General features: G+C 63.6%; 10 protein-coding genes. 8 read left to right on the top strand and 2 right to left on the bottom strand.

All coding sequences use genetic code 11. From position 1 onward, the window contains the following. Positions 1-137: 137 nt before the first annotated feature. The 8 genes from KFB96_RS02485 (at position 138) to KFB96_RS02520 (ending at position 10,722) form a co-directional block, all read left to right on the top strand. Positions 138-5,063 (top strand): 2-oxoacid:acceptor oxidoreductase family protein, encoded by a 4,926-nt coding sequence (locus KFB96_RS02485; protein ID WP_213458802.1) that lies wholly within the window; start codon positions 138-140, stop codon positions 5,061-5,063. 123 nt (positions 5,064-5,186) lie between these two features. Continuing rightward, entirely contained in the window at positions 5,187-6,533 is a 1,347-nt protein-coding gene (gene rsxC / locus KFB96_RS02490) for an electron transport complex subunit RsxC (RefSeq protein WP_213458803.1), read from the top strand. Continuing rightward, entirely contained in the window at positions 6,526-7,575 is a 1,050-nt protein-coding gene (locus KFB96_RS02495) for an RnfABCDGE type electron transport complex subunit D (RefSeq protein ID WP_213458804.1), read from the top strand. The genes rsxC and KFB96_RS02495 overlap by 8 nt, the downstream gene beginning before the upstream one ends. A 3-nt stretch (positions 7,576-7,578) precedes the next feature. Next, a complete protein-coding gene (locus KFB96_RS02500) occupies positions 7,579-8,283 on the top strand; it encodes an FMN-binding protein (protein WP_213458805.1) in 705 nt (234 codons plus the stop codon). A gap of 33 nt (positions 8,284-8,316) precedes the next feature. Further along, the gene (rsxE, locus tag KFB96_RS02505) at positions 8,317-8,979 is read left to right on the top strand and encodes an electron transport complex subunit RsxE (protein WP_213458806.1); all 663 of its coding nucleotides are present in this window, start codon (positions 8,317-8,319) and stop codon (positions 8,977-8,979) included. Beyond that, positions 8,969-9,559, top strand: a complete 591-nt coding sequence (locus KFB96_RS02510; protein WP_213458807.1) for an RnfABCDGE type electron transport complex subunit A — start codon at positions 8,969-8,971, stop codon at positions 9,557-9,559. The genes rsxE and KFB96_RS02510 overlap by 11 nt, the downstream gene beginning before the upstream one ends. Then, entirely contained in the window at positions 9,552-9,719 is a 168-nt protein-coding gene (locus KFB96_RS02515; RefSeq protein WP_213458808.1) for a hypothetical protein, read from the top strand. The genes KFB96_RS02510 and KFB96_RS02515 overlap by 8 nt, the downstream gene beginning before the upstream one ends. Positions 9,720-9,861: 142 nt before the next feature. Beyond that, entirely contained in the window at positions 9,862-10,722 is an 861-nt protein-coding gene (locus tag KFB96_RS02520; protein ID WP_213458809.1) for an oxidoreductase, read from the top strand. A gap of 232 nt (positions 10,723-10,954) precedes the next feature. Here KFB96_RS02520 and KFB96_RS02525 read toward each other — a convergent pair whose 3' ends face one another. Next, positions 10,955-11,458 (bottom strand): YbaN family protein, encoded by a 504-nt coding sequence (locus KFB96_RS02525; protein WP_213458810.1) that lies wholly within the window; start codon positions 11,456-11,458, stop codon positions 10,955-10,957. A gap of 327 nt (positions 11,459-11,785) precedes the next feature. After that, on the bottom strand, positions 11,786-12,214 hold the full coding sequence (locus KFB96_RS02530) for a hypothetical protein (protein WP_213458811.1): 429 nt from the start codon (positions 12,212-12,214) through the stop codon (positions 11,786-11,788). Positions 12,215-12,344 lie beyond the last annotated feature (130 nt).

A 12,344-nucleotide genomic window follows, 5' to 3' on the forward strand; every position in this document is an offset into this window, starting at 1 on the left:
TCGCCCGAATCGGGACTCCCGAAGACGGCAGAGCGAAGAATCGAAGCATACCCCTGTCGCGCCCTCGTGCCCCGGCCTATCGCCGGCGTCCGGGCCCCGGGGGTCAACCACAGAGAAGCCCCATGTTCGGAAAGCCCATGTTTGGAAATAAGGACGAGAAGCAGGTCAAGTATCCCGGCACACGGATGGCGATGGACGGCAACACCGCCGTCATCATGTGCGAGCGCGAAGCCTCCGACGCGGCCGGCGCTTACCCAATCACGCCCTCCACCCAGATGGGCGAATATTGGTCGGAAGAGGTCGCGAACGGTCACCTCAACGTGTCCGGAAATCCACTGATCTTCGTCGAGCCCGAATCCGAGCATGCCGCGGCGGCCGTCACCGCCGGCATGTCCATGACCGGACTGCGTGCAGTCAACTTCTCGTCCGCCCAAGGCGTGGCCTTCATGCACGAGTCGCTCTACGCGGCCGTCGGCAAGCGCCTGCCCTATATCCTGAACATCGGCGCGCGTGCGATCACCAAGTCGAGTCTGAACGTCCACTGCGCCCATGACGACTATCACTGCATCGACGATACCGGCTTCACCCAGGTCTTCGGCAAGAGCGCCCAAGAGGCGGCGGATCTGAACCTGATCGCACGCAAGATCGCCGAGCTGACCTTGACGCCCGCCGCGGTCTGCCAGGACGGCTTTCTGACGACCCATCTCATCGAGCCGCTGCTCGTGCCCGAGCGTGAATTGATCGCCGAGTTCTGCGGTCGCCCGGACGACATCATCGCCTGCCCGACCCCGGCCCAGAAGCTGGTCTACGGACCGACCCGCCGCCGCGTCCCCTTGGTCTGGGACGTCGACAACCCGGTGTCCTCCGGCTCGGTTCAGAACCAAGACGCCTACATGCAGGCCGTCGCCGCCCAGCGCCCCTATTTCTTCGATCACATCGAGCCGATTGCCGAGCAGGTGATGGACGAGTTCCATGCACTGACCGGGCGGCGCTATCAGCGCGCCGGCGGCTATCGGCTGGAGGATGCCGACTACCTCATCCTCGGCCAAGGCAGCATGCTCACCCAGGCGGAGGCGGTGACCGATTACCTGCGCGAGACCCGCAAGCTCAAGGTCGGCGTCGTCAACCTGACCATGTATCGTCCCTTCCCGGGCGATCTCATCGGGCAGATTCTCAAAGGCAGGAAGGGCGTGGCGGTGCTCGAGCGCACCGACCAGCCTCTGGCCGAAGATCTGCCGATCATGCGCGAAGTCCGTGCGGCCATCACCAAGTGCCTGGAGAACGGCAGTGCTGAGAAGGGCGAGCGCCTGCCCTATCCGGACTACGCCGTCTATCGTCAGGGCGACATGCCGCGGCTCTATTCGGGTTGCTACGGACTGGGCTCGCGCGATCTGCAGCCCGAGGGCCTGATCGCCGCGATCGAGAACATGCTCCCCGACGGTGCGCACCGTCGATTCTTCTATTTGTCGGTCGACTTCATCCGCAAACCCTTCGACCCCAAGGACGAGATCCGCATCCAGGCCCTCAAGGATGCCTATCCGCACATTGGCGAGCTCTCCCTGCGCGGCAGCGAGAATCCCAACCTCCTGCCCAAGGGCGCCATCACCGTGCGCATGCATTCGGTCGGCGGTTGGGGCGCGGTCACCACAGGCAAGAACCTGGCGATGACCCTCTATGATCTGCTCGGTTTCGACATCCGTGCCAATCCCAAGTACGGCTCGGAGAAGAAGGGTCAACCGACCACCTACTTCCTCTCCGCCGCACCCGAGCCGATCCGGCTCAACTGCGAATACACCTATGTCGACGTGGTCCTGAGCCCGGACCCGAACGTCTTTACGCATTCCAACCCGCTCGCCGGGCTGGATCGGGGAGGGCGCTTCATCGTCCAAGCGAGCCTCGACAACCCCGAGCAGGTCTGGGCGAGCTTCCCGCCGGCCGCGCGCAAATACATCGTCGAGCACGAGATCCGCGTCTATTACATCGACGGCTTCAAGATCGCCCGCGAAGAGGCTTCGGATCCGGAGCTGCAGTTCCGCATGCAGGGCAACGCCTTCCAGGGCGCCTTCTTTGCCGCCTCGCCCCTGCTGGAGCGGGCCGGGCTCGACGAGGCCGGTCTCTTCTCCGCCATGGAAGAGCAGATCCGGCACAAGTTCGGGGCCAAGGGCGAGCGCGTCGTGCAGGACAACCTGCGCATCGTGCGCCGCGGCTTCGACGAGATCGTCGAGATCGTCGACAAACCCATGATCAGCGGTCAGCTCTTGCCCCGCAAGGAGGTCGGTCTCCCGGTCATGCTCAAGCAGCTGCCCGAGGGCGACGGCGGGATCACCGACGTGCATCGCTTCTGGGAGCAGACCGGCGCCTTCTATGCCAGCGGTCGCGGCAACGACAACCTGGCCGATCCGCACATGGCCCTGTCGCTGATGCCGGCCTCGAGCGGCGTCTATCGCGACATGACCCAGATCCGCTTTACCTATCCCAAGTATGTGCCCGAGAACTGCACCGCCTGCGGCAACTGCTTCTCGGTCTGTCCGGACAGCGCCATCCCGGGTCTGGTCAACAAAGTCTCCGACATCTTCGCCGCCGCCATCGCACGGGTGGAACGCGGCATGCCCACGCAGCATCTGCGCCGCGAGACCCGCAATGTCGAGAAGCGTCTGCGCACGCTGATCGAGGGCGCAGGGGATGCCCCCGACATGCGTGAGCTGATGGACCGCGCGGTGCTCGAGACCCTCGCCGCCTATCAGGGCGAGCCCGAGCAGAAGGCCGTCATGGAGCAGGAATTCGGCCTCATGACGCAGGCCCTCGGCGACTATCAGTTCGCCGTCACCAAGCCCTATTGGTCGAGCCGCGAGAAGAAGCAGAAAGGCAGCGGCGGACTCTTCAGCATTACCATCAACCCCTACACCTGTAAGGGCTGCGACGAGTGTATCGAGGTGTGCAACGACGGCGCCCTCGTCTCCGAGCCACAGACGACGCAAACGATCGAGGAGATGCGGGCCAAGTGGGACTTCTGGCTTGATCTGCCGACCACGGATCCGGATTTCATTCGCATCGATGATCTCGACGACAAGATCGGCGCGCTTGAAACCCTGCTGCTCGACAAGTCGAACTATCAGTCGATGGTCTCGGGCGACGGCTCCTGTATGGGCTGCGGCGAGAAGACGGTGATCCATCTGTTCACGTCGACCGTCGCTGCACTCATGCAGGGCCGTGTGAAACGTCACCTCGCCGAGCTCGACGACCTGATCGACCGGCTCGAGACCCATATCCGGTTGAAGCTCGCCTCCAAGATCGACCTGACCAACGTGGCCGCGATCAGCAAGGCCGTCGAGGCGCACAAGGACGCCGACCTGCGCCTGTCGGATCTGTCGGCCGAGCTGGATCAGGATCGCAGCGCCGAGCCGGTCGATCCCGAGTGGCTGACCTGGGCCACGGGTCTGCTGGGCAAGTTGCGTCACCTCAAGTCCCAGTACACCGCCACCCAGCCGCGCGCGTCCATGGGCATCGTCAACGCCACCGGCTGCTCCTCGGTCTGGGGCGGGACCTTCCCCTTCAACCCCTATCCCTTCCCCTGGTCGAACCACCTCTTCCAGGATTCGCCCTCGATCGCGCTCGGTCTGTTCGAAGGGCACATGCGCAAGATGGGCGATGGCTTCAAGGCGATCCGCATGGCGCGCCTGGAGCTCGATCGCGGCTACAACCCGGCCGAGCACGGCGAGGCCCTGACCTACTTCGGCTGGAAGGACTTCTCCGACGAGGAATGGCTGCTCTGTCCGCCGGTCGTCGCGGTCGGCGGCGACGGGGCCATGTACGACATCGGCTTCCAGAACCTCTCGCGTGCGCTCATGTCCGGCCACCCGGTGAAGATCATGGTGCTCGACACCCAGGTCTACTCCAACACGGGTGGTCAGTCCTGTACCTCCGGCTTTATCGGACAGGTCGCCGACATGGCCCCCTACGGCAAGGTCGGCAAGGGCAAGAGCGAGATCCGCAAGGAGATGGGTCTCATCGGCATGGCCCATCGCACCAGCTTCGTGCTCAACGGTGCGGCCGCCAACCTCACGCACCTGCTCGAAGGCTTCATCGACGGACTCAATGCCCGTCATCCGGCACTGTTCAACATCTACACCAGCTGCCAGCCCGAGCACGGCATCGGCGACGAGATGTCCATGCATCAAAGCCGCATGGCGATCGAGTCGCGCGCCTACCCGTTGTTCCGCTTCGATCCGGATGCCGGCACCAGCTTCGAGGAATGCTGCTCCATCGAGGGCAATCCGAACATCGACCAGGACTGGATCAACTGGACGCTGAAGTACACCGACGAGAAGGGCGAGCCAGCCGAGATGACCGTCCCCTTCACCTTTGCGGACTTTGCGATGTCCGAGGGTCGGTTCCGTAAACACTTCCGCAAGGCCCCGCCCGAGACCTGGAACGACGCCATGGTCCCCATGGCCGAGTTTCTGGACATGGACGAAGACGCGCGCATCGGACACTTCCCTTATGTCTGGGGTGTGGACGCGAAGAATCGCTTGATGCGGGTGCTGGTCTCCCAAGAGCTGGTCAGCTCGTGCGAAGAGCGCCGTGCCTTCTGGACGCAGTTGCGCGGGATCTGCGGACACCTCAACAAGGTCGACGTCGAGGCGGTGCGCAATCAGGCCAAGGCCGAGATGGCACAGAAGCTCACCAGCAGCCTGCTTGCGATGGCCGGCGGTGATGCGGGAGCGTTCGCGTCCCTCGCGGGCGGCAACGGCCACGGCGGCAACGGCATGGCGGCGGCCGGCAGCAACGGCGCCGGCAACGGTGCGGCGGCGGACTGGGAGGCGGTCTGGGTCGAGACCCCGGAATGCACCGCCTGCGACGAGTGCATCACCATCAACCCCAAGATCTTTAAGTACAACGGCGAGAAGAAGGCCGAGGTGATCGATCCCAAGGCCGGCTCCTATCAGGACATCGTCAAGGCCGCCGAGAAGTGCACCGCCGGCTGCATCCACCCGGGGACGCCATGGAACCCGGCAGAGGCCGGCCTGGAGAAGCTGCTCAAGCGGGCTGCGAAGTATCAGTAAGCGCGCCCCCTGATGCGCACCGCGAGGCGCGCTTGACTCGAGCGCGCCGCATCGCCGCGCGCCGGACCCTTCCGGTTCGGTGCGCGGCGCTATCCCGATCGAAATCCAACACAGCAGTCACGCATGGGCCTTTTCAGTCTCTTCCAGCGCCATCGCACCTTCGACCACGGCATCTACCCGGTCGAGCACAAGGAGTTGACGGCGGACAAGCCGATTCGCCGGCTTCCCTTTGCCCCCGAGCTGGTGATCCCGCTCGCCCAGCATAAGGGAGCGCCGGCAGTTTCCTTGGTCAAGGTCGGCCAAGAGGTGGTACGGGGCGAGCCGATCGCACGTGCCGAGGGATTCGTGTCGGTGCCGATGCATGCCCCGGCGACCGGGGTCATCCGGGCGATCGCGCTGGCGCCCAGTGCGGACGGACCCAAGACCCCGGCGATCTATCTCAAGGTCTACCACGCTGCGAGCCAGGAGGTGTTGTACGACCTGGATCGCGACCTCGACGCCATGACGCCTGCACAGATCGTTGCGGCCGTCCAGGACGCCGGGCTGGTCGGACTCGGGGGCGCGGCCTTCCCGAGCCACGTGAAGCTGCAGCCTCCTGCGGGCAAGGTCATCGAGACGGTCGTCGTCAACGGCTGCGAGTGCGAGCCTTATCTGACCTGCGACCATCGGATCATGCTCGAGCAGAGCGAGGCCCTGATCCGCGGCATCAAGCTCGCGCTCAAGGCGACCGGCGCCAAACGCGCCATCATCGGTGTCGAAGACAACAAGCTCGATGCCGTCGCTCATCTGCGAGCGGTCATCCCGAAAGATCTCCCCATCACTGCGGAGGCGGTGGAGACCAAGTATCCGCAAGGCGCGGAGAAGATGCTCATCAAGAGCCTCCTGCGCAAAGAGGTTCCGATCGGCGGTCTGCCGGCGGATATCGGCGTGGCGGTCTACAACGTCGGCACACTCGCCCAGATGGGCGACCTCTTGCCGAATGGCCGGGGGCTGATCGAGCGCGTCGTCACCGTGAGCGGTCCGGCGGTCTCCACCCCGGGCAATTTCATGGTCCCGATCGGCACGCCCTTGCGGTTTCTGCTCGGACAGGTCGGGCTCGCGGCAGACCGCGTCGGCGAGGTCATCCTCGGCGGCCCCATGATGGGTATGGCCGTCGCCTCGCTCGATGTGCCGGTGACCAAGGCCGTCTCGGGCGTCGTTGCCCTGGAACGGGAAGACCCGGATCTGGACCGGCGCAAGGTCTATCCCTGCATCAAGTGCGCTGAATGTCTCAAGGCGTGCCCGGTCTCACTGAACCCGTCCATGCTCGGGGAGCTTGCACTTGCCCGCCAATACGAGCGCATGGCGGAGGAATTCAACCTGAATCAATGCTTCGAATGCGGCTGCTGCGCCTATGTGTGCCCGTCGAATATCCCGCTGACGCAGTATTTCCGGATCGCCAAATCCATCAATCGGGATCGCAATGCCTAAACCCATCGAAATCAGAACCTCGCCGCATCTGAAGCGGGCGCTCAGCGTCGACCGCATCATGCGCAATGTGGTCTTTGCGCTGCTGCCGATCTGCGCCTTCGCGGTCTTTCAATTCGGGCTGAGCGCGCTGCTGTTGATCCTCACCACCACCAGTGCGGCGATTGCGACCGAGTGGTTTTTCGCCCGGGCGAGCGGGCGGGGCAACACCGTCTCGGACTGGTCCGTCGTCATCACCGGCATCCTGCTTGCGCTCACCTTGCCTCCGGGCTTTCCGCTCTGGATGGCGGCGGTCGCCGCCTTCGTCGGCGTGGCCATGGGCAAGGCACTGTTCGGCGGGCTCGGCTACAACGTCATGAATCCGGCCCTGGTGGGGCGCGCCTTCGTGCAGGCGGCCTTCCCGGTGGCGATCACGACCTGGACGCCCGCGTTCGCGCCCGGTCGCTTCACCGAGGTGATCCCCTCGACCTTCACGCTACCCTTTATGCAGCCGATTCCGGTTCAGGACTGGATCGCCGGTCTGCAGCTCGATGCCTGGACCGGTGCGACGCCGCTGGCACTGCAGAAGTTCCAGCAGATCGAGCCGCCCGTCACCGAGGTCTTTACCGGGATGATTGCGGGCTCCGCCGGCGAGACCTCCGCGCTCCTGATCCTGATCTGCGGACTCTGGCTTGCCTTCAAACGCATGCTGGACTGGCGCATCCCGGTCGCGGTGTTGGCCGGCGCGGCACTCACTGCGCTGCCCTTTTGGCTGATGGACAGCAGTCTCTATCCGAGCCCCTGGTTCGTGCTCTTCTCGGGCGGACTCATGCTCGGGGCCTGGTTCATGGCCAGCGACATGGTCGCCTCGCCGGTCACCACCAGCGGCCTCATCATCTACGGACTCTTCATCGGCATCCTGACGGTCGTGATCCGTCTGTTCGGCGGTCTCGTGGAAGGCGTGATGTACGCGATCCTGCTCGCCAACGCAGCCGGACCCTTGATCTCGAGCTGGACACAGCCGCGCGTTTACGGCGCGGTCAAGAAGACGCGGGAGGCGGAGTAGACCATGAGCATCAAGGTCGAGCTTCAACCCCAGCCTCAAGGGGACGCCGGCGCGCGGGTTACACCGAGCTGGCCGATGCTGCGCACGCTGGCCGGCATCGCGACCCTGTCGGGTCTCCTGGTGGTCCTGGTCTACCAGGCCACCAAACCCATCATCGCCGAGAACGAGCGGATCTTGACCGAAAAGGCGGTCTTCGAGGTCCTGCCGGGCGCCGTCTCCAAGGTCGACTTCGTGCTGAGCGATCAGGGCCTGGTGCCGGCGGGCGAGGGTGCCGTCGGCGTCTCGGTCTTCGCTGGATTCGGTGCCGATGGAGAGCTGCGCGGCGTGGCCTTCCCCGCCGCGGCACGCGGCTATCAAGACGTGATCCAGTTCCTCTTCGGCTACGATCCCGCCTGCCGATGCATCATCGGCAGCAAGGTCTTGCGATCGACCGAGACGCCCGGGTTGGGCGACAAGATCGACTCCGATCCGGTCTTTCTCGAGAACTTCGCGGCGCTCGACGTCAGCCTGAATCCCGAAGGCACCGGGTTGGCCAACCCGATCGTCCATGTCGCCCAAGGCACCAAGACCAAGCCCTGGCAGATCGACGGGATCTCGGGGGCGACCATTTCCGTGAAGGCGATGACACGTGCGCTGCAGGATGCCGCCAGCAGGTTCGTCCCGACGATTCAGGGCGATCTCGCCACGCTGACGGCGGAAGCGCCATGACCCGGACCATCTCCTCGCACCGAGGCATGAACAATGGCTGAACTGCCCAATCCACAGGAAAGACTGAGCCCGGATACCTTCCTCCGGGGACTCTGGAAAGAGAATCCGGTTTTCGTGATGCTGCTCGGGATGTGTCCGGTGCTGGCCGTCACCAACACGACCATCAACGCCATCGCGATGGGGCTGGCGACGACCTTCGTGCTGGTGTGCTCGAGCGTGCTGATCTCGCTGCTGCGCAACTGGATCCCCAAACAGGTCCGTATCGCCAGCTATATCATCATCATCGCGACCTTCGTCACCATCGTCGACTACGGGATTCAGGCGATCAGCCTGGAGCTCTATGCCGCGCTCGGCGCCTTCATTCAGTTGATCGTGGCAAACTGCGTCATCCTCGGGCGCGCCGAGGCCTATGCCTCGAAACAGCGCCTGCACACGACGCTGGTGAACAGTCTCGGGATGGGCGCGGGTTTCACTCTCGCACTGCTCGCACTCGGTACCGTTCGGGAGATCCTCGGCAGCGGCAGCATTCTCGGGATCGCCCTGTTCGGAGAAGGCTTCCAACCCTGGGTGGTGATGATTCTTCCGCCGGGCGGCTTCTTCGTGCTCGGGGTCTGGCTGCTGCTCTTCAACTGGCTACGTCTGCGCAAGGAGCGCAAGGTCATGGAACAATCCGGGGTCGCCGCCAATGCAGGATGAGTCGCTCTATTTCATCTTTCTGAATGCCGCCGTCGTCAATAACTTCGTCTTGGCGCTCTTTCTCGGCATTTGTCCCATCCTCGGGGTCTCGGCGAAGAAAGAGACCGCGTGGAACATGGGCCTGGCGGTCATCTTCGTGATGCTGGTGAGCTCCATGAGCGCCTACGCCATCAATTTGCTCTTGACCGAGCTGGACATGCTCTTCCTGCGGCTGATCTGCTATATCGCGGTGATCGCCTCGGCGGTGCAATTGGTCGAGATGTTCATCAAGCGCTACAGCCCCGCGCTCTTTCGCTCGCTCGGCATCTTCCTGCCGTTAATCACGACCAACTGCGCCATCCTGGGTCTCGCGCTCTTTCAGACCGCGAAGGAATACGACTTCGTGCAGAGCCTGGTCTATGCACTCGGCGCGGGAATCGGCTTCATGCTTGCCTTGATGCTGATGGCCGGGCTGCGCGAGAAGCTCGAGCTCGCACGCGTGCCGAGCGTCAGCCAGGGCGCGGCCATGAGCCTCATGCTGGCGGGTCTTCTCTCACTCGCCTTCATGGGCTTCGCCGGACTCGGAGGCTCGCATGGTTAAGGTCATCTTGGCCTCCCTGATCATCTTTCTGGTGCTCGCGGCTTGGGTCCTGGTGGAGCACCTCTATGCCGCCTTCGCGGCCCGTCATCCGGAGCTCGGACCCTTCCGACGCAATGACGGCGGCTGCTCATGCGGCAGCGGAAGCTGCGAGCGGCGCTGATCGGGCGTTGCCTTGCCGAGTCCGAAAGGGGTTCGAAAGAGGGCATTTTTCAGTGTCTTCGTCGCGCGTGCGACGCGGAAACATCACATCCATCGCGTCTCGGCTCAGATGGAGCCGGAAAGATCATAGGAGCACCTAAACCATGAGTGAAGCCCCGGCCGATTTGGGTCCGACGACTCAGGCGTTCATCAAGGATTCCAGACGAATCACACCCGAGAGCACCGAGGAGATTCGCCATATCACCCTTCGGGTGGCCGATCCGGCGTTTCAGTTCGTCGAAGGCCAAAGCATCGGCGTGGTGGTTCCCGGGCCGCACCCGTTCGGCAATGCCTACCATGTCCGGCGCTATTCGATCGCCAACGCACGCAGCGTTCCGATCGACACCGGGGTCGAGCTCGATCTTTTGGTGCGTCGCTGCTTCTATATCGACGAGGTCAGCGGAGAACGCTATCCGGGAATCGCCTCGAACTATCTGTGCAATGCGAAGCCGGGTGCCTCCTTGACCATCGGCGGACCCTATCTGAGTCCATTCAAGGTGCCGTTGGACAATCGCGCCAACCTGCTCATGCTCGGGACCGGGACCGGCATTGCCCCGTTCCGGGCCTTCGCACAGCTGATCTTCGAGCGGCGCGGCGATTGGAAGGGGCAGGTTCGGCTGTATTACGGCGGCCGCAGCGGCTTGGATCTCATGTACACCAACGACGAGACCACCGATCTCGCCAACTATTACGACGAGAAGACCTTCAAGGCGTTCCGGGCGCTCGGCACGCGTCCCTTGATGACGTCCTCGCAGGCATTGGAGCGCGGTCTGACCGACAACGCCGAGGATGCATTGCACCTCATCAAGGAGCCCAACACCTATGTCTTCCTATCGGGACTGGGCAAGATTGCAGCGGTGTTCGATAAGGTGATGGCGGAGCGGGTTGGCTCGTCCGAGGAGTGGGCAGCGATCAAGCAGAAGATGATCGACGAGGGACGTTGGTCCGAGCTGATTTATGATTGATGCGGGAGATCGACCGACCGGTCGGTAGGGTCCGTAGGGTGGACGAGCGAGAGCGAAGTCCACCCGGGTCTGCGCTGTTGGGGCTTGGAGGATGGGTTTCGCTGCGCTGTGGATATCCCTGACCGGCAGCGTTGGGGCTTGGAGGATGGGTTTCGCTGCGCTGTGGATATCCCTGACCGGCAGCGTTGGGGCTTGGAGGATGGGTTTCGCTGCGCTCTACCCATCCTACGGCTCAGGTCGGGGGATTTCGACGAGATTTCGTGGGATTCGGCGCGCGCGAGAAGCTGTTGAGGTCCAAGCTGACGCGAACCTGCGTTTGCGGTTTGGGACCCTCGGGACGTGTTCCGAGCCAGAGCGCCACCAGGCACAGAATGACCGCGACCGTCAGCGCCAGCGCAGGCCCCGGGCTGGCGAGCCCGTACCAGACCGACCAACTGACCGCCATGCTGCCGATGGCCGCGGTCTTGCCGGTCCGGCACATCTCGCCGCGCTCCAAAAAGCCGCGGATCGATGCGCCGAAGCGCGGGTGCTCGACCAGGAAGCGCACCCGCTTGGGCGAGCTGCGCAGCCACAGCCAGGTCGCGCAGATCCAGAACACCGTCGTCGGCATCAACGGCAACACCATCCCCAGAAAGCCCAATCCGAAGCACAGCCAGCCCAACAGGTTGTAAACCCGGCGGCGGCCTTGGCTGACGCTTGCGACAAGAGGGTCTTGCTCTGGGATGTTGCCGTGCATCGGGTGCTCCAAGCTGAGGGTCGACTTCCGAAGGGACACCGAGGTTCGACTGACTGAATCCGGGATCGATTCACCTGCGGCTCCGCTCCATCCAGAAGGACCCTACGACGGCCCGACGGACTGAGAGGACAAGAGTATAGCGGCTCCCGCCCGATACGCCCATCGGCCGGAAGGGGAAGTTGAGATCGACCGACTCCGCCGCGCCCACTTTGCGGAAACCCCTAAGGTGATTTCCGGGAAAGCATCGACCAACATGTAGGGGCGACTTTAGTCGCCCGGTAAGCATTGGCAACACGCACGGCCGGGATGATCATTCCCGGAAATCGCCTAAGGCGTCGGCGCGACGGAGATCCCGCGCGCCGCGAGCCACTGAGTATCCAGCTCCCATTCAACGGATTCGACCTGCGGTTGCGCCAGAATCAGACCTTGGGCACGCTTCTGGTGGTCGACCAGCCCCTGCTGGGCGGCGATCACCTGCGGATCATTGTCCGCCTTGTTGGTCAGATTCGGGTGGATAATGGCGAGAAAACGGTACGCAGGCATGTCGAACGAGCGCGGTGTCGAGATCGTTGCGACCCCGTTTTCGAACGAGACGACCCGGAAGCGATAGGGATATGAGGAAACCTGCGGATCGGCCTCCAACACCTGATCAAGCTCCCAAACCTGCGGCTTCCAGGCCGAGCCGATCCAAACGGCCAGCGCGCCGATGACGATGACGCCGATTGCGATACTGTAGATGCGGGTGAAACGATCCATCCGGGGGTTTCTCCTGAGGTCGATACATGGCATGACGAGGACGCCGCGAGACATCCCCGATGAAAAAACCAGCTTGCTCCGTTCGGAACAATTGCCCCATGAAAATCGTCAATCACTCCCGATTACGGCG

Origin of the sequence: Thiocapsa sp. (assembly GCF_018399035.1) — a bacterium.
Taxonomy (GTDB): domain Bacteria; phylum Pseudomonadota; class Gammaproteobacteria; order Chromatiales; family Chromatiaceae; genus Thiocapsa.